This window comes from Ralstonia sp. SA306, assembly GCF_054792405.1.
The window spans coordinates 2,115,025-2,134,134 of record NZ_CP096451.1; the positions used below are offsets into that span (position 1 = coordinate 2,115,025).

Sequence of the window (19,110 nt, forward strand, 5' to 3'; positions counted from 1 at the left end):
GGTTATAAGTTGAACAACCGCCGGCGGCGACATGCCACCGGCACCGATCGAACCGGTTCAGCCGAGTCAGTTCGCCTTGTTGGCGCCCTGCACTTGGCGGTACCAGTCCAGTACCTGCGCGACCACTTCATCGACCGTCATGTCGGACGAATCCAGTTGCCGCGCATCTTGCGCCGGACGCAGCGGCGCGACACTACGGGTGCGATCCCGCAAATCACGCGCCTCCAAGTCCTGCGAAAGACTTTCCACTGTAGCAGAAAAACCCTTTGCAATCAATTGTTTATAGCGCCGCTCGGCGCGTGCCTGCACGCTTGCCGTCAGGAACACTTTGAGCACCGCTTCGGGGAAAACCACCGTGCCCATATCGCGACCGTCGGCCACGAGACCGGGCGCTTCCAAGAACGCCCGCTGACGTGCGTGCAACGCCTCACGCACCGCGCCATGCACGGCGATCGCCGAAGCCTGGTTGCCAACGGACTCATGGCGCAGCGCCAAACTCACATCCTCGCCCTTGAGCCAGATGTGATCTGCCTTGAAGCGCACATCGAGTTCGCGTGCGATACGCACAAGACTCTCAACGTCGTGGTCGTCGATGTTCTCGCGCATGCTGGCGAGCGCCACCAATCGGTACAGCGAGCCGCTATCTAGCAGGTGAAAACCGAGCAGATCAGCGATCTGGTGAGCGACCGTGCCCTTGCCAGATGCGGTCGGTCCGTCGATGGTGATGACCGGATACGGCATGGAAGCAGCGGTTTCGGACATGATGAACTCAGACAGTTAATTGCGATTCAAGCGGTGATGCCGCCGAACGCCGTGAAATATTCTGGGAACGTCTTGGCGACGCAGCGCGGGTCATTGATACGCACGGACACTGGGCCGAACGCCGCCAGTGAGAAAGCCATCGCCATGCGGTGGTCATCGTAGGTGTCGATGCCGCCGGCCGGCGGGGTCCATTGCGACGGAGGCGTCACGCGAATGTAGTCGGGACCCTCCTCCACCTCGGCGCCAAGCTTGCGCAGTTCCGTAGCCATGGCGCTCAGCCGGTCGGTCTCCTTGACGCGCCAGCTCGCAATATTGGTCAGCGTGGTCGTGCCGTCGGCAAACAGTGCGGCCACCGCCAGCGTCATTGCCGCATCTGGAATGTGATTGCAATCCAACTCGACGGCGTGCAGCTTGCCGTCGTCCCGCTCGGCGCCCCGCACTTCGATCCAGTTGCCGCCGGCCATGACGTTGGCGCCCATGCGGTTAAGCGCGTCGGCAAAGCGGACGTCGCCCTGGATGCTAGACATGCCCACACCCTCCACACGCACCGGCCCACCACCAAGCGCGCCGGCGGCCAGGAAGTACGACGCGGACGAAGCATCGCCTTCCACAAAGATCTCACCCGGCGCCTTGTAGGCAACGCCGGTCGGCACGGTGAACGACGCCCAGCCGTCGCGCACGACCTGCACGCCGAAGCGCGCCATCAGGTTCAGCGTAATCTCGATATAGGGCTTGGAAATCAACTCGCCAACCACTTCGATGGTGACATTGCCGGCAGACTCGACCAGCGGCAGCGCCATCAGCAATGCCGTCAGGAACTGGCTTGACACATCGCCGCGCACGCGGATCGGTGCGTCGATCTTGACCGGTGCGACGTGGATCGCCAGCGGCGGATAGCCAGCGTTGCCCGTGTAGTCGATGCGCGCGCCAACTTGGCGCAGCCCGTCGACCAAGTCCCCAATCGGCCGCTCGTGCATGCGCGGCACGCCGTGCAGCGTGTACTCGCCGCCTTGCAGCGCCAGCGCGGCCGTCAGCGGGCGGATGGCTGTGCCGGCGTTGCCCATGAACAGATCAGCCGACTTGTTCGGAAAGCGGCCGCCAGTGCCGGTGACACGGTATGCGTTGTCGCCCAGGCCCTCGACCGAGACGCCCAGCTTGCCAAGCGCATCGAGCATGACGCGCGTGTCGTCAGAGTCGAGCAGGTCGCGCACCGCGGTTTCACCCTGCGCGAGTGCAGCCAGCAGCAGCACACGGTTGGAGATGCTCTTCGAGCCCGGCAGCTTGATGGTGCCGCGCGCCGTCTTCAGCGGACCGACGTCCAGATATTCCATGAATCCACTCAGTTCAAAACAAACGTTATTCAGGTTGTGCGCCAGTGGCATTTCCTGGTGCCGCACGTTGCGGCCACGCCAAGCGCGCTTCGCTGGCACGGCGGAACACGCGCTCGAGCGCGACACCGTCGCGCTCCGCAATCATCGCCTTCAGACGCCCGATCACCGCTTCGTACGTTGTGAGTTCGCGCAGCAGCGCATCGCGATTCGACAGGCAGATGTCACGCCACATCTCGGGCGATGATGCGGCGATGCGCGTGAAATCGCGGAAGCCGCCACCGGCAAAATCGAGCTTGAGCGCCCCGTCTTCTGCATTGATGATCTGCGCGACCAGCGCATATGACAGCACGTGCGGCAGGTGGCTGACGGCGGCGAACACGGCGTCGTGCTGCACGGCCGACATGATGTGGCAATACGCTCCCGCCGCCTCCCACATCGCCTGCACACGGGCAACGTCGCTGCGCCGATTTTCCTGCAGGGGGCAAAGCACGGTCTTTTTGCCGACATAGAGATCGGGCAGCGCAGCCTCCACGCCGTTCAGCTCGCGGCCGGCAATCGGGTGGGCCGGAACGAACTGGCTGACCTGATCGCCCAGCGCCGTCTTGGCGGCCATGATGACGTCGGACTTGGTACTGCCAGCGTCCGTGACGATGGTGTCCGGGCCCAGATGCGGCTGCATGGCGAGCAACAATGGCAGCGTCTGCGCGACGGGCGCGCACAGCACGACCATGTCGGCGCCGCGCACGGCCTCTTCCATCGGCAGGGCTTCGTCGATCACGCCAAGACGGATCGCCGCCTCAAGCGATGCGGCCGATCGCCCGACGCCTACGACATGCCCAACCACCCCCGCACGACGCAAGCCCAGCGCCAGTGAACCGCCGATCAGACCGACGCCGACAATCACCAACCGGGAACTGGAAAAAGAAGAGGCCACAACATCGCCCTGCCAGAAAAAAGCAAAGCGGCATTGTAGCCCGATGTGCGCGGCGCCCGAGCCTGATACGGGGCGCTGCAGCGGTTGCGATAGAAGTTACGCGGCGGCTTTTTCCTGCGCCAGCGCCACTTCGAGTGCATCGATGAAGGTGGCGTTTTCTTCTGGCAAGCCGATGCTGATGCGCAGCCATTGCGGCAAGCCGTAGTTGCCGACCGGACGCACGATCACACCTTGCTTGAGCAACGCAAGGTTCACACGCGCACCGGCGCCAGTGTCATCGCCCACGCGCACCAGCACAAAATTGCCCGAGGACGGCACGTACTGAAGGCCCAACCGATCAAACGCGTTCGTCAACTGCACGTAGCCGGCAGCGTTCAGTTCCGCCGATTGCCGCAGGAATTCCGCGTCATTGAGCGCCGCCACAGCAGCGGCCTGCGCCAGGCTATTTACGTTGAACGGCTGGCGGATGCGGTTGAGCAGATCGGTCAACTGCGGCTGCGCGATGCCATAGCCGACACGCAAGCCAGCCAGCCCGTAAGCCTTGGAGAACGTTCGCGACACCAGCAGGTTCGGGTACTGGCGCACCCAGGCAGTGGAGTCGTACTGCTGGTCGGGCTTGAGGAACTCGTTGTACGCCTCGTCCAGCACGACGACGACCGTCGGCGGCACCTTGGCCAGGAACGCCGCAATCTCGTCGGCCGACAGAAACGTGCCGGTAGGGTTGTTCGGGTTGGCAATGTAGATCAGACGCGTGTCCGGCGTAATTGCCGCGGCCATCGCATCGAGGTCATGGCCGTACTCGCGAGCCGGCACCTCGATGGCGCGCGCCCCCACCTCCTGGGCTGCCAGCGCATACACGGCAAAAGAGTGCTGCGCATAAATCACAGCCTGCCCCGGCGATACCAGCGCGCGCGCCGCCAGTTCGAGGATGTCATTGCTACCGTTGCCGAGCGTGATCCATGTTTCCGGCACGCCAAACCTGGCATGCAACGCCGCCTTCAGGCTGAAGCCGTTGGCGTCCGGATAGCGCGCCAGCTCGTCAATGGCCGAGGCCATCGCGTTCTTGGCTGACTGCGGCATGCCCAGCGGATTTTCGTTGGACGCCAGCTTGACGATGCGCGCGGCATCCAGACCAAACTCGCGTGCCACTTCGGAAATCGGCTTGCCGGCCACATAAGGGGCGATGGCGCGGACATACTCGGGGCCGAACTGCAAAGACATGGGGTGCTCCTCTGTTATCGACGCTCTGCCCGTGCAGAGCGCCTTGAATCCCTCAATGTGCCGAGGGATAGGACCCCAACACTTTGAAATACGCCGCGTCGTGACGCAGCTTTTCCAGCGCGCGCGCCACCTGCGGGTCACGCTGATGGCCTTCTACGTCGACGTAGAAGTAGTACTCCCACGCGCCGCTGCGCGCCGGACGCGACTCGAAGCGGCACATCGACACGCCGTTCTCTGCCAACGGCGCCAGCAACTTGTAGACAGCGCCGGCCTCGTTCGGCACTGACAGGATCAACGATGTCTGATCGCGTCCGCTCGGCTCCGTCTCGTAGTTGCCGATCACGACAAAGCGCGTGCGGTTGTGCGGATCGTCTTCTACGTTGGCACGCACCACGTGTAGGCCGTAGCGGTTGGCCGCCTGCACGCTTGCCAGCGCCGCAACGGTTTCGTCCTCGCCAGCCATGCGCGCTGCCTCAGCGTTGCTCGACACAGCCTCGCGGGGCAAATTCGGATAGTTCGTGTTCAACCACCGTTGGCACTGGGCCAGCGCCTGCGCATGCGCACGCACCACCTTCACCTGCGACATGTCGCCCGTCTTGTGCAGCAAGTTATGGTGCACCCGCAGCGCGATCTCGCCGCTGATCTTCAGCGACGTCTGCAAGAACAGATCGAGCGTGCGCGACACCACGCCTTCCGTCGAATTCTCGACCGGCACCACACCGCAATCGACCGTGCCGGACTCCGCCGCACGAAACACCTCGTCGATGCTCGGGCACGGCATCGGCTGGATCTCGTGGCCGAAATGCGCAATCACCGCCTGCTCCGAGAACGTGCCCGCCGGGCCGAGGTAGCCGATGCGCAGGGCCTGTTCCAGACCACGGCAGGCGGACATCACCTCGCGCCAGATGGCGGCGATGCTCTCGTCGTGCAGGGGCCCTTGGTTGCCTGACTGCATCTTGCGGATGACCTGCAGCTCGCGGTCCGGCCGGAACGCCGGTGACGAATAGCGCTTCTTCACCTCGCCCACCGCCTGCGCCACCTTGGCACGGTCGGAGAGCAGCGTAAGCAGCTGGTTGTCAATTGCGTCGATCTGCGTGCGCAACGGCGCAAGCTCCGCCGCCAATGCGGCGTCCTTGTTTTGCTTCGTATCGTCTGACTGACTGGTCATTGTAGGAATCTGGTTCGGCAACGGATTGCAAATTGCCGCGCGAAGCGGGCGCTTCGCGCAATGTTCTGCCGTGATTGAGAGTCAGCCTTACGCAGACACTCGTTCAAACTCACGCATGAAGTCGACCAGCGCCTCTACGCCTTCCAGCGGCATCGCGTTGTAGATGCTTGCCCGCATGCCGCCCACGGACTTGTGGCCCTTGAGCTGCACCAACCCGCGCTCGCGCGCCTGCGTGAGGAACGCCTCGTTGCGCGACTCGTCGTTGAGGAAGAACGGCACGTTCATGCGCGAACGGCACGTCGGATGGATTTCGTTGCGGTAGAAGCTGCTGGCGTCGATGAAGTCGTACAGCATCTTCGACTTGATGATGTTGCGCGTCTCCAGCGCCTCGACCCCGCCCTGGCGCTTGATCCACTGGAACACGAGCCCCGCGATGTAGATGGCGTAAGTGGGCGGCGTGTTGTACATCGAGCCGTTCTCGGCCACGAGGCGCCAATTGAATGCCGAGGGGCACAGCGGGTGGGCGTGCCCCAGAAGATCCTTGCGGACGATGGCAATCGTCAGGCCGGCAGGGCCGATGTTTTTCTGCGCGCCGCCGTACAGGACCTGATAGCCGCTCCAGTCGATCGGCCGCGAGAGGATGTGGCTCGACACGTCGGACACCACCACACGCCCGTGCGCCTGACCGACGTCTGGCGTCTCCTGATATTCAACGCCAACAATGGTTTCGTTCGTGCACAGGTGCACGTAGGCCGCGTCCGACGACAACTTCCAGCTCGATACATCCGGGATCTTGTGGAAGCGCTCGGCCTCGCTGGTGGCAGCGATGTTCACCTCGCCATACTTGCGCGCTTCTTGCTGTGATTTGACCGACCACGTGCCGGTGACGACGTAGTCAGCCTTCGGCGCATCCGCCGACAGCCGACGCATGAGGTTCAGCGGCACGATGGCGTTTTCGGCGATGGCGCCGCCTTGCAGGAAGAGGATTTCGTAGTTATCCGGCACCGCAAGCAACTGCCGCAAATCGCCAAACGCGGCTGCCAGGATGCTTTCAAATTCACGGCCGCGATGGCTCATTTCCATCACGCTCATGCCGCTGCCGTGCCAGGAAACCATCTCCTCTTTCGCCTGTTCCAGCACCTCGAGCGGCAACACCGCCGGACCTGCCGAAAAGTTGTACACGCGCGCCTGGCTGGCTTGAAGGGCTCGATCCGCTTGGTTCATAGGGCGAAGGGCAAAAGAAAAATGGCTGTCTGGGCGCAAACCCAAACAGCCATTATCTACCAACTGGCAGGGCGACGGGGATTGCGCCCCGATCGTCCGCCTATGCCGGCTAATTACTTCGCAGCGGCGGCAACTTCCTTGTCAGCCATGTCGCGCATCTTCTTGCCGACTTGCGGACCGTACTTCTGCATCACGTTGCCCCACACTTCCTGCATGGCCTTGCCTTGGTTGGCCATGAACTTCTGGCCGCTCGGCGTCTTCAGGAACGTGGTCAGGTCCTTGATTTCCTGGGTCGAGTAGTACTTGCCCAGCGAGTCATAATGGGCTTGCAGAGCGTCCTTGCGGAAAGCTTCCGTGTCGAAGTCCTTGCCAGCACCGTCGGTCATGCGCTGCACGGCGCCATTCTTCTTCAGCTTGTCGACAGCAGCTTGCTTCTGCTTGTCGTTCAGAGTCTTGTTCTCGACCAGCGCCTGCTCCAGCACTAGCGGGGCTTCCTGCTTAGCGCCATTGGCCAACACTTCACCCTGACCCTTGATGGCTGCATCAACGTTCATCGTCGTCAGCAGATCTTTGATGGCAGCCGTCTTGTCGGCGTCGCCAGCCTGCGCGAACGCAAACAGCGGAGCGAAACCGGCCACCACGATCAGATGTTTGAGTTTGAGACTCTTGTGCATTGTTGCTCCCTTGAGATAAGCGTTGCGTTTAGGCCGGGCGTGTGACGCAAAAGTTCCAAGCCCTTGCCGCGCACAGGTCCGGCATCATGACAGAACTGCGCCTAACGGCAAGCAAAAGATGTTTCTAATTATGTCTCGCTGCTGTCATCCGCCTGTGCATCGGCACCCGGGGCGGCATCCGCCGCATCGGCACCTTCGACGCCATCCACACCTTCAGCATCGGACTCCATCACACGTTGCAGCCCGGACAGCTTGTTGCCCTCACCCACCGAGATGAGCGTGACGCCCTGCGTGGCACGACCCATTTCACGGATCTCGTCCACCCGTGTGCGGATCAGCACGCCGCCCGTCGTGATCAGCATGATCTCGTCTTCAGGCGCCACCAGCGCGGCGGCCACCACCTTGCCGTTACGCTCGGAGGTCTGGATGGCGATCATGCCCTTCGTCCCGCGGCCATGTCGCGTGTATTCCGAGATCGGCGTGCGCTTACCGTAGCCGTTCTCGGTGGCGGTCAGCACGCTCCCAGCGCCCGACTGGGCACCGTCGCCTTCGGTTTCCGCTGGCGCGACCAGCATGGCAATCACTTGCTGGCTCTCTTCCAAGTTCATACCGCGAACGCCGCGCGCCTGACGACCCATCGGCCGCACGTCGTTCTCATCGAAACGCACCGCCTTGCCAGCGTCGGAGAACAGCATCACGTCATGCTGACCATCGGTAATGTCCGCGCCGATCAGGAAATCGCCCTCGTCCAGGTCCACCGCGATGATGCCGGCCTTGCGCGGGTTCGAGAATTCCGTCAACGCCGTCTTCTTGACCGTCCCCTTGGAGGTGGCCATGAACACAAAGTGCTGCTCGTCGAACTGCTTGACCGGCAGGATCACGTTGATCTTCTCGCCCGGTGACAGCGGGAACATATTGACGATCGGACGACCGCGCGAGTTACGGCTGCCTTGCGGCACCTCCCAGACCTTCAGCCAGTACAGACGGCCGCGATTCGAGAAGCAAAGGATGTAGTCATGCGTGTTGGCAACAAATAGCGTGTCGATCCAGTCGTCTTCCTTCGTCGCAGCAGCTTGCTTGCCGCGGCCGCCACGCTTCTGCGCACGGTATTCGGAAATCGGCTGGCTCTTCATATAGCCGCTGTGTGATAACGTCACCACCAGATCCTGCGGCGTAATGAGGTCTTCTGTATCCAACTCGGTCGCATTGTGCTCGATTTGCGAGCGACGCTCATCGCCAAATTCTGCGCGGATCGCGATAAGTTCATCGACGATGATGGCGGTAATGCGTTCCGGCCGCGCCAGGATGTCCAGCAGATCGGCGATCTGCGCCATCACTTCGCGGTATTCCTGAACGATCTTGTCCTGCTCCAGTCCGGTGAGGCGCTGCAGGCGCATCTGCAGAATTTCCTGCGCTTGCGTATCCGACAGCTTGTACAAGCCGTCGCCTTGCATACCGAATGCAGGCAGCAGACCTTCCGGACGGTAGGCGCCACCGCCGCCTGAGGTTTCACTCTCGGCGCGAACGAGCATGTCGCGCACCAAGCCCGAATCCCAGCTGCGGGTCATCAACTCAGCCTTGGCAACCGGGGGGGTCGGAGCCGCCTTGATGATGGCGATGAATTCGTCGATGTTGGCGAGTGCAACGGCCAGACCTTCCAGGATGTGACCACGCTCGCGCGCCTTGCGCAGGTCAAATACCGTGCGACGCGTCACCACCTCGCGGCGGTGCAGCAGGAAGCACTCGAGCATCTGACGCAGGTTCAGCAGACGCGGCTGGCCGTCGACCAGCGCGACCATGTTCATACCGAACGTGTCCTGCAGCTGCGTATTCTTATAGAGGTTGTTGAGCACAACCTCCGGCACTTCGCCGCGCTTGAGTTCGATCACCACGCGCATACCAGACTTGTCCGACTCGTCGCGAATATCGGAAATGCCTTCGATGCGCTTTTCGGTGACCAGCTCGGCGATACGCTCGAGCAGCGTACGCTTGTTAACTTGATAGGGCAGTTCATCGACGATGATCGCCTGGCGCTGGCCCCGATCGATATCCTCGAAGTGCGTCTTGGCACGCATCACCACGCGCCCGCGGCCGGTGCGATAGCCTTCACGCACACCCGAAATGCCGTAGATGATGCCGGCCGTCGGGAAATCCGGCGCCGGGATCAGCTCAATCAGTTCATCGACCGTCGCTTCCGGGTTGCGCAACAAATGCAGGCAGCCATCAACGACTTCATTCAGGTTGTGCGGCGGAATGTTCGTCGCCATACCCACCGCGATCCCGGACGACCCATTGATCAGCAAGTTGGGAATGCGGGCCGGCAGGACAGACGGTTCAGTTTCGGAACCGTCGTAGTTCGGCTCGAAATTGACCGTTTCCTTGTCGAGGTCGGCCAGCAGTTCGTGGGCGATCTTCGACAGGCGGATTTCGGTGTAACGCATCGCCGCGGCATTGTCGCCATCGACCGAGCCGAAGTTGCCCTGGCCGTCGACCAGCATGTAGCGCAGAGAGAAGTTCTGCGCCATCCGCACAATGGTGTCGTATACAGCAGTGTCGCCGTGAGGGTGATACTTACCAATCACATCCCCGACAATACGGGCAGACTTCTTATAGGGGCGATTCCAGTCGTTGTTCAGCTCGTGCATCGAGTACAACGCACGACGATGCACCGGCTTGAGACCATCCCGCACATCTGGAAGGGCGCGGCCCACGATCACGCTCATGGCGTAAGCGAGGTACGAGCTGCGCATTTCTTCTTCGAGCGATACCGGGAGTGTCTCTTTGGCGAATTGATCCATTGGGCGAACGGTGAGAGGTCCCCTAGTGAGCACAGTGGTGCCCACAGCGGGACGCTGCGGTTGCGCGAATAACAGAACATTTTACCATGCCGCAAGCCCCTCCCCCCTCATACGCGCGAGCGACGCATCGTCAACCCCGGGCACGTTCCCTGCGAGGGAGGACAAAACCGGCGAGCCAGTCCCCATAAGGGTTTGCGAGCCATTTCCTGCCTTGTTGCGTACACACCACAAGGCCGTGGTGCCCCGTTCGAATCGCTTATATTTGCTTTTTAGGAGTGCGTGCTTGTGGCACAATCCCCCAGCGAAGAGGCAGACATTGTTCGAAGTGGAGCCTTCACCACACCGAGAATGTTATACTCCGAAGAATGTATGACTTGTTTTCGTCCCATCTGCTCGCAGTCTTCTGCGGTGATCTCATCCTGAGAGGAGAAATATGAAAAAATTTGCCAAGCTCGCGTTCGCTGCAGCTGCGGTAGCCATGGCTGCGTCCGCTTACGCTCAGTCGGTGCCCTACGAAAAGAAGGCCGTCAACGACAACTGGGGTAACGGCACGAGCGAGTGGGTCTGGAAGAACGGCACGAACGAACTGTGCTGGCGCAATGGCTTCTGGACGCCGGCAACCGCCAACGCTCAGTGCGACGGCGCTCTGGCTCCGGCTGCTGCTCCGACGGCTGCTCCGGCTGCTCCGGCTGCCCCGGTTGTGTCGAGCGAAAAGGTTACGTTCGCTGCTGACACCCTGTTCGATTTCGACAAGGCTGTGCTGAAGCCGGAAGGCAAGGCCAAGCTGGACGACCTGGTCTCGAAGCTGAAGGGCATCAACCTGGAAGTCGTGATCGCCGTTGGCCACACCGACTCGTTCGGCTCGGACAAGTACAACGACCGCCTGTCGGTCCGTCGTGCTGAAGCCGTCAAGGGCTACCTGGTCAGCAAGGGCATCGAAGCCAACCGTGTCTACACGGAAGGCAAGGGCAAGCGCCAGCTGAAGGTTGATCCGAAGTCGTGCAAGGGCACTCGCAAGGCACAAATCGCCTGCCAGCAGCCGAACCGCCGCGTGGACGTCGAAGTGGTCGGCACCCGCAAGGCTCAGTAATTCGGTTCACACCGGGAAAAAGCCCAGCGAAAGCTGGGTTTTTTTTCGCCTATATATCGGCAGATGCCCTCCGCTGGCCTGCTAAGGGAATAGGCACGAAAAAAGCGATGACGCTCAATGCGCCATCGCTTTTTCTATTTGGGGCACCCGATGCCCCTTTCTCATGACCGCCCTTCTTATTGATAGGAAGGCGTCGCCTGGTCGTTAGCAACCATGGCGCGATCGCCAACGCGCAGATTGTTCGGGTTTCGCTGCGTGACGGTCGCGACGCGGCCATCATCCAGGCGCACGGTGATGCGGTACACCGTTTGACCACCCGCTCCCGCGCGCTGTTCGACTTGGTTGCCTGCATAGGCGCCAAGTGCTGCGCCACCAATGGTCGCGACTGTGTTACCCGTACCGCCGCCAACCTGATGGCCTAGAATGCCGCCGGCCACGCCGCCGATGATCGTGCCCAAAATACCCGGACTATTTGCCGGGGCCTGCATCGGCTGGATCGATTCGACCCGGCCATAAAGGGCGCCCGTTTGCTGTGGCTGCCCGCTATAAGCCGGTTGCTGGCCATAGGCCGGTTGTTGAGCATACCCACCGTTATAGCCACCGCCGTAACCCGGCGCGGCGCAGCCCGCCAGAGCCGTCAGGCTCGCAACACCCAGTCCTATCAGAATTTGTTTGGATTTCATTGATCTCTCCTTGAGCGAAGGTGACAGTTGGAGGAATTGCATGCGCGTTTGTTCACTTCTGTTTCAATGTGAAACCTTTTTGCGAACCCCGTGATTTGGTCGGGGCGACGCTTTTTGGTACATTTCCTCACCTAGCAGATATGCCCTGGCGCAGCGCAACATGACGACCACTCACGCGAACGCCGATCCCGGCGAACTCGAAAAATTCAGCGAACTCGCCCACCGCTGGTGGGACCCGAACAGCGAGTTCAGACCCCTGCACGAAATCAATCCGCTGCGCCTTGACTGGATTCAGTCGATTGCACCGCTGGCTGGCAAACGCGTCGTTGACGTCGGCTGCGGCGGCGGCATCCTTTCAGAGAGCATGGCGCGTGCCGGTGCCAACGTCAAAGGCATCGATCTGTCCCGCAAAGCATTGCGTGTCGCCGACCTGCATAGCCTCGAGGTGGGCATTACCGTCGATTACGAGGAGATCGCCGCAGAAGCACTGGCCGCACGCGAGCCAGGTAGCTTCGACGTCGTCACTTGCATGGAGATGCTCGAACATGTGCCGGATCCGGCATCCGTTGTGCGCGCGTGCGCGACGTTGGTGAAGCCGGGCGGTTATGTGTTTTTCTCGACCATCCACCGAAACGCGAAAGCGTATCTGCTGGCAGTCATTGGTGCGGAGTATGTCCTGAACATGCTGCCGCGCGGCACGCATGACTACGCCAAATTCATTCGCCCATCGGAGCTAAGCGCGTTCGTACGTGGGGCTGGCCTCCAGGCTCAAGAGATGCGCGGGCTGGAATACAACCCCATCACCGGCCGCTACGCCCTCACGCAGGACACCAGTGTCAACTACTTGATGGCGACGCGCCGTCCGGCCGAGGCATGACGGTGCGCCTGTTTCCTGGTCCGCTGGGTGCGGTGCTGTTCGACCTGGACGGCACGCTTGCGGACACGGCCCCCGATCTGGCTGCTGCGGCCAACAAGGTACGCACCGACCGCGGCCTCGAACCGGTGGACTACGAAGCGCTGCGCCCGGTTGCCTCGCATGGTGCCCGCGGGCTGCTTGGCGTGGCCTTCGGCGTTGGGCCGGGGGATGCGGAATTCGAATCGCTACGGCTGGCGTTTCTCGCCAACTACGAGGCGGAAATCTGCGTGCGCACGCAGTTGTTTCCGGGCATGGCCGACGTGCTGGTCGAACTGGGCCGCGCGGGTATCCCCTGGGGCATCGTCACCAACAAGTCTGGCCGCCTAACGGTACCGCTGGTTGCACAGCTGCCATTACCGGTGCCGCCGGCCTGCGTCGTTGCAGGTGACACCACGCCGCACGCCAAGCCCCACCCCGCCCCGCTGCTGCACGCAGCCGAATCCATCGGCGTCGATGCACGGCAGATCGTCTACGTGGGTGATGACCTTCGCGATATCGAAGCGGGCCGCGCTGCCGGCATGCCTACCATTGCAGCCAGTTACGGCTATTGTGGTAATGGACCATCACCCGTGGAATGGCGCGCCGATGCGCTGATCGCCAGCGCTGCCGAGCTGATTCCGCTGCTGCTCGAATCGCAACGCGCTTGACCACGATGCCCGGGTGAACGCCTGGGCCTCGCATCTTTCAGGACCGCCGCCTCCCATCGGGGACCTGGCGGTCGACCGACTGACGAAGTAGGCCACGCCATGGCCGGACCGACACCAGCATGAGCACCTCCCCCGATTCGCGCCCTGATAAGCAATCGAATACCAACGGCTGGCGCGCACGGCTTGACCGCGTGCGCGGTACGGCAGGCTGGCAACGCGCGGCTCAGGTCGGTACATCGCGGCGCACCAAGCGCACCGGGATCGGCGTGCTGATCTTCCTGGTGGTGTTCGGGCTGCTGGGCGCATTCGGTGGCCCCCCGTTGCTGCGCCACCTGGCTCAAACCCAGCTCAGCAAGCTGCTGGAACGGCCGGTTTCGGTCGGCAAGATCAGCATCAACCCATACACGCTGCGGCTTGATGTCGACCGGCTCCACATTGCCGAACGCGACGGCAAAACGCCGTTTGTCGACGTCGGCCATCTGCATGTGAACGCGTCGTGGAGTTCGATCTTCCGCCGCGCGCCCGTCATTGAAGAGCTCAGCATCGAGGCGCCGCAGGTGCGTATCGTGCGCACCGCCGAACAGCGCTTCAACTTCTCCGACATCGCCGACAGGCTAAGCCAGCCGGAAAACCCGCCCAAGCCCAAGTCGGACGAGCCGGCGCGTTTCGTCTTCGCCAATCTGCAGTTGACCAACGGCGCGATCGATTTTGTCGACCAGTCGCTCGGTACGCAGCACAAGGTGGATGGTCTGCAGATCGGTGTACCTTTCCTGGCGAGCCTGCCAGCCGACGTAGACATCTTCGTGCAACCGCTGCTGGCAGCGCGTATCGACGGCGCGCCGTTGCGTTTCGCTGGCAAGACAAAGCCGTTTGCCGATTCGCTCGAATCGAACCTCAACGTCAAGATTGATGGCCTGGATCTGCCCCGCTACCTCGGCTACGTGCCCGGCCCACTGCCGGTGGCGGTGCCGCAAGGTAAGCTGACGACCGACCTGACAATCGAGTTCCAGAAGCCGAAGAGCGGCGCGCCGGTGCTGCGCGTGCACGGCACGACCGGCCTCGACAACCTGGAAGTGGTGGATGCCAAGAAAGCGCCCCTGGTGGCCGCCAAACAGGTGCGCGCAACGTTGAGCGACGTACGCCCGCTCGACAACGAGTTCCACCTCGACGCGCTGACGCTGGATGGCGTGCGCGTCGATGCCACGCGTGGTGCAGATGGAGCGATCAATTTCGCGCAACTCGGCGGCAAACCCGCCCCTGCCGAAGCGAATGCTGCCAAGGCAGAGCCTGCGCCGACCGCCAAGCCGAAGCCCTTGGATGTGGTGGTCAGCAAGCTGCAAGTGGCGAACAGCACGGTCCATTGGCGAGACGCGACCACGCAGCCGGCTGCCGACCTGACACTGGAAGACCTCCACGGCGACATTGGCGTGCGCACGTTGGGCGGTCCGACCACGCTCGATGTGGGTGCCAAGCTGGCGCAAGGCGGCACGCTTAACGTCAAGGGGAACACATCGCTGGAGAAAAACACCGGCGAGCTGGAACTGAAGCTGGACGGCGTGAAGCTGGCCGGCATCGGCCCGTATCTGCGCCAGGCGGGTGCCCCGCAATTGCAGAACGGCGCGCTGTCGGCCGACGGCAAGGTGGCGCTCGACTTCGGGCCGGACAAATTCAACGTGCGCGCGGAGCCGCTGACCGCAAGCCTGGCCGACCTGTCGCTGGCGCCCGCCACGGGCAAAGATACCGCGCTGCGCGCCAAGCTGCTGCGCGCCGATGTAAAGAGCTTCGACCTGAGCACCCGCACCATCGCACTGAACGAAGTGCGTGCCGACGGCCTGCAGATCGACGCGCTACGCAAGAAGGACGGTACGACCACGTTGACCCTGCTCGATGGCCCGCAGCCGGTGGCGGGCACGGCAGCGGGCAAATCGGCGGCGCCGGTCAAACCCAGCACCAAGTCGAACGCCCCGGCCGAAAAACCCTGGGCTGTGACCGTGCAGACGCTGAAGCTGGACAACAGCGCCGTCGGCTTTGAAGACCAATCCAATTCGCGCCTGGTCAAGGTGCGTGTCGAACCGCTGAACTTGGTCGTGCAGAACGCGTCGACCGATCTCGGCAAGCCCGTCAATGTGCAGATTGGTGCGGGGCTGGGCGCCAAAGGCAAGCTCGATGTGCGCGGCGAGGTGGTACCACAGCCGCTGAAGGCCGACCTGCGCGTGAACTCGCAAAACCTGTCGCTGGCGGGCTTCGACCCTTATCTGGACAAATCTTTGAATGCGGCGATCACGAGCGCGCTGCTGTCGATGGATGGACGCCTTGTGCTGAATCAGGGCAAAGCGCTGACGGTGAACTACCAAGGCAACGCGACGCTGGGCAACGTGCGCCTGCAAGACCGCGTGAGCTCGGATGACTTCTTGCGCTGGCGCTCGCTCGCGCTGAACCGCATCCAGGCGAATTACGACGGCACCACACCGCGCGTGCGGGTGGGCGCCGTTGCGCTTTCGACGTTCTACGCGCGGATCATCATCAACCCGAACGGCCGCCTGAACCTGCAGGATATCCGCGTGCAGCCGACCGAGGAGCGCCGATCGCTGACGCAAAGCGAACCTGCATCGGTATCGGCTGCCGCCGCTTCCGCCCCGGCAGCCGCGCCGGCGGTAGCTTCGGCCCCAGTTCCAGCGCCTGCGTCGGCCGTAACCGTAACAGCCACTGGTCCCACCACGCCCAAAGCGGGCGGCGCCGACTTGCGTGTTGATGCCATCACGCTGCAGGATGGCAACATCCGGTTCACGGATAACTTCGTCAAACCGAACTACACCGCCAACCTCACGGCCATCGGCGGCTCGATCGGCACGATCAGCACCGCCGCCAACCAGACACCTGCCGACGTGACGTTGCGCGGCAGCGTCGATGGCACAGCACCGGTGGACATCCACGGCAAGGTCAACCCGCTCGCGCCCACGGCCTTTGTGGATCTCACTGCCAAGGCCGACGGCGTGGAGCTGACCAACCTCACGCCCTACTCTGCCAAATACGCCGGCTACCCGATCACCAAGGGCAAGCTCACGATGGATCTGCACTACTTGCTCGACCAGGGCAAGTTGACCGCCGACAACCACATCTTCATCGACCAGCTCACCTTCGGCGATCGCGTAGAAAGCAAAGACGCCACCAATCTGCCGGTGCGCTTGGCGGTGGCGCTGCTGAAGAATTCTCGTGGCGAGATCGACGTGCGCGTGCCAGTGTCGGGCTCACTCGATGACCCGCAGTTCAGCATCGGCGGCGTCATCCTGCGTGCGTTCGTCAACCTCATTGCGCGCGCCGTGACGGCGCCGTTCTCATTGCTCGCCAGCGCATTCGGCGGCAGCGGCGGCGAAGAACTCGGCTACATCGAGTTTGATCCGGGCACTTCGGACATCAGCCAAGCGTCCTTCGCCAAGCTTGACAAGCTCGCCACTGCACTCAAGGACCGCCCGGCGCTCAAGGTCGACATCGTCGGCCGCGTCGACCCGGAGTTTGATCGTGATGGCCTGCGCCGGGAGGCAGTGAACCGTCAGATCCGTGAACAGAAACTCAAGGATGCAGGCGACTCCGCCGAAGCCGATACGACGGTCAAGCCGGAAGAAGAGAACAAGTACCTTGAACGCGCGTATAAAGCCGCAAAATTCCCGAAACCGCGCAACGTGATCGGGCTGGCCAAATCCTTGCCGCCCGACGAGATGCGCAAGCTGATGGAAACCAATGTGCAAGTGACGGATGCGGATCTGCGGGAGCTTGCCCAGCGTCGGGCGAATGCGGTGCATGTGGCGCTGGCGGAACGTGTGGATCCGGGGCGCCTCTTCGTCGTAGCGCCGAAGCTGACCGCCGAAGGCATCAAGGACAAGGGCAAGACGACGCGGGTTGATTTCTCGCTGAAGTAGCCCATCTATGGGATAATCGACACTTCCTTACTGGGGCCGACCTGGTTTCGACGTGGGTTGCGAAGCAGTGGAGGGCATACCGAGGACCCGTCACCTCGTTAATCAATGGGAATGCAATAACTGCTAACGACGAACGTTACGCACTGGCAGCCTAAGGGCCGCCGTCCTCGCACTGGCTCGCTGACGGGCTAGGGTCGAAAGACTAGCGAGGTCATCTACGTCAGATAAGCTCTAGGTGAGTCACGGGCCTAGAGACGAAAACTTAGTGAATCGCCGTCGTAGAGCGTGTTCGTCCGCGATGCGGCGGTTAAATCAAATGACAGAACTAAGTATGTAGAACTCTCTGTGGAGGGCTTGCGGACGCGGGTTCGATTCCCGCCGGCTCCACCAATATCAGAACCCCGACCCATTCCGGTCGGGGTTTTTTCTTGCGTGCTTCCATCGGCGGAACCCGCGCCGCCTCCCTCCCCCGAGGCGCAGGCAACCGGCCATCCCGTAGTGGTGGCGGACCACCGCCACGGTTCTGAAATCGCTTCCAGCAGTGCTTCGAAACAAGGTTGCAATGTGGCCGCGTGTCCGGATGGACTGCGAAGCCCACGGTGCCGCGCAAAGATGCACGGCCATAGCAGCCCGGGATTTATCAAACCACCTTGGGCTGGCTACTCGTAGCTCATCACAAAAGTGACAGAACTGTTTGCCGTGCCCGGCCCAACCGCCGATTCGGTTTGACGGTAGGCCGCCTTCAGCGGAAGGTTGAAATTGCCGCCCAGTTTGCTGTATCCGCCGAATTGGATATTCGTCTTCAGCGGCAGCGGGTTGCCTGCATTGGTCAGCAACTGCAAGCCGACACCTTTGGCGGTGGAATCGGCATCAAGGGCGATGACCGAGCGCGCAGCATCGAGGATTTGCGTGTTGGGTACTAGCTGGTATGACACCTTGCTGATGCCCGCCGGACACTCATTGAGGGCAATCGAGAAGTTGACCGGTGCCAGCGTTGTGCCAGCGCCCTGGAACAAGCTCAAATAATTCTTATCGCCCATCTTTACCGTGACGCCGGGCGTTTTGCAGGTGAGCGCTGAAACAGAGACTGTATTGCCTGCCTTGATCGTATAGATCGCAATGTCTCCGCCCGCGCTCAGACTCCCGAGAACGCCCTGCTGAATGCTTGCCCCGGCTTTAATAGGACCGATCGCTACGATTTTGATGCTGAAACTCAGCGTGCCCGGCATCACATAACTATTATTTGGCTTCGATATCCCGTAAGCAATATCATTGTAAGTTTCGAAAACCCACGCCAAGCCGGTATTACCAATGGGAAGATAAGACGGGGTCGCTGCGTTTGCCGTGGCACCAACAGCGTTCACCATTCCAAGCATCCAGTATGTATTACATCCCCATTTCTGGGTGCTTGGCACAGTTTGCAGCGGTGACGTCCAAATAACCGTGCCAATCGTCGCATTACGCGGCACAACCAGGTTAGAAGGAAGCGTATAAGTCATGACCCCAGTGGAATAGCCTGAATCGAAGGAGCAGAGGGCGCGTGCTGGTGCCACAGAACCGATCAACAACGATAGCGCTAACGCCGTGCGCGTATGTCTCGACAGGGAATTGAACAGCATTATCAAAAGACTCGGGGTTTTACCCTTCATAGCCAAACTCCATATTCCTTCTTTATCGAAACACCCCTACCACTTCTATCGAATTCCGCTAAGGCATAGCACATCACGAACTGTGCGTTGCCACTT

Annotated in this window: 14 protein-coding genes and 1 other RNA gene; 5 read left to right on the forward strand and 10 right to left on the reverse strand. The window is 61.7% G+C overall.

What is annotated here, in order from left to right:
• Positions 1–66 precede the first annotated feature (66 nt).
• The 8 genes from cmk to gyrA form a co-directional block, all read right to left on the reverse strand.
• Positions 67–762 (reverse strand): (d)CMP kinase, encoded by a 696-nt coding sequence (gene cmk / locus M1D44_RS10135; RefSeq protein ID WP_024976267.1) that lies wholly within the window; start codon positions 760–762, stop codon positions 67–69.
• Positions 763–788: 26 nt separating this feature from the next.
• Positions 789–2,093 (reverse strand): 3-phosphoshikimate 1-carboxyvinyltransferase, encoded by a 1,305-nt coding sequence (gene aroA, locus M1D44_RS10140; RefSeq protein ID WP_316853299.1) that lies wholly within the window; start codon positions 2,091–2,093, stop codon positions 789–791.
• Positions 2,094–2,118: 25 nt separating this feature from the next.
• Positions 2,119–3,027 carry a prephenate dehydrogenase gene (locus M1D44_RS10145; protein ID WP_024976269.1) on the reverse strand — a complete coding sequence of 303 codons (909 nt, stop codon included), beginning with the start codon at positions 3,025–3,027 and terminating at the stop codon, positions 2,119–2,121.
• Positions 3,028–3,123: 96 nt separating this feature from the next.
• Positions 3,124–4,248 carry a histidinol-phosphate transaminase gene (hisC, locus tag M1D44_RS10150; protein WP_024976270.1) on the reverse strand — a complete coding sequence of 375 codons (1,125 nt, stop codon included), beginning with the start codon at positions 4,246–4,248 and terminating at the stop codon, positions 3,124–3,126.
• Between the two features lie 52 nt (positions 4,249–4,300).
• A complete protein-coding gene (gene pheA / locus M1D44_RS10155) occupies positions 4,301–5,416 on the reverse strand; it encodes a prephenate dehydratase (protein ID WP_024976271.1) in 1,116 nt (371 codons plus the stop codon).
• Positions 5,417–5,503: 87 nt separating this feature from the next.
• Entirely contained in the window at positions 5,504–6,640 is a 1,137-nt protein-coding gene (gene serC / locus M1D44_RS10160) for a 3-phosphoserine/phosphohydroxythreonine transaminase (protein ID WP_024976272.1), read from the reverse strand.
• Positions 6,641–6,753: 113 nt separating this feature from the next.
• Positions 6,754–7,314, reverse strand: coding sequence for a DUF2059 domain-containing protein (locus M1D44_RS10165; RefSeq protein WP_012761551.1), 561 nt, complete (start codon positions 7,312–7,314; stop codon positions 6,754–6,756).
• Positions 7,315–7,442: 128 nt separating this feature from the next.
• Positions 7,443–10,112, reverse strand: coding sequence for a DNA gyrase subunit A (gene gyrA / locus M1D44_RS10170; protein WP_316853298.1), 2,670 nt, complete (start codon positions 10,110–10,112; stop codon positions 7,443–7,445).
• 433 nt (positions 10,113–10,545) lie between these two features.
• On the opposite strand from gyrA, the gene ompA reads away from it, so the two are divergent.
• Positions 10,546–11,202: an outer membrane protein OmpA gene (gene ompA, locus M1D44_RS10175; protein WP_024976274.1), complete on the forward strand. Its 657-nt coding sequence runs from the start codon at positions 10,546–10,548 to the stop codon at positions 11,200–11,202.
• A 176-nt stretch (positions 11,203–11,378) separates the two neighbouring features.
• On the opposite strand, the gene M1D44_RS10180 is transcribed toward ompA, so the two are convergent.
• A complete protein-coding gene (locus M1D44_RS10180; RefSeq protein ID WP_112185411.1) occupies positions 11,379–11,885 on the reverse strand; it encodes an outer membrane lipoprotein in 507 nt (168 codons plus the stop codon).
• Between the two features lie 160 nt (positions 11,886–12,045).
• Between M1D44_RS10180 and ubiG the strand changes: the two genes are divergently transcribed.
• The 4 genes from ubiG (at position 12,046) to ssrA (ending at position 17,755) form a co-directional block, all read left to right on the forward strand.
• Positions 12,046–12,762: a bifunctional 2-polyprenyl-6-hydroxyphenol methylase/3-demethylubiquinol 3-O-methyltransferase UbiG gene (gene ubiG / locus M1D44_RS10185; protein ID WP_316853297.1), complete on the forward strand. Its 717-nt coding sequence runs from the start codon at positions 12,046–12,048 to the stop codon at positions 12,760–12,762.
• Positions 12,759–13,448: an HAD family hydrolase gene (locus M1D44_RS10190; protein ID WP_316853296.1), complete on the forward strand. Its 690-nt coding sequence runs from the start codon at positions 12,759–12,761 to the stop codon at positions 13,446–13,448. Before ubiG ends, M1D44_RS10190 begins: the two co-directional genes overlap by 4 nt.
• Before the next feature lie 119 nt (positions 13,449–13,567).
• Positions 13,568–17,365, forward strand: coding sequence for a DUF748 domain-containing protein (locus M1D44_RS10195; RefSeq protein ID WP_316853295.1), 3,798 nt, complete (start codon positions 13,568–13,570; stop codon positions 17,363–17,365).
• A 32-nt stretch (positions 17,366–17,397) separates the two neighbouring features.
• Positions 17,398–17,755, forward strand: a transfer-messenger RNA (tmRNA) gene (gene ssrA, locus M1D44_RS10200).
• A gap of 269 nt (positions 17,756–18,024) precedes the next feature.
• Here the strand turns inward: ssrA and M1D44_RS10205 are convergent.
• Complete coding sequence (locus tag M1D44_RS10205; RefSeq protein ID WP_316853294.1) at positions 18,025–19,014, reverse strand: fimbrial protein; 990 nt, start codon at positions 19,012–19,014, stop codon at positions 18,025–18,027.
• Positions 19,015–19,110: the final 96 nt, after the last annotated feature.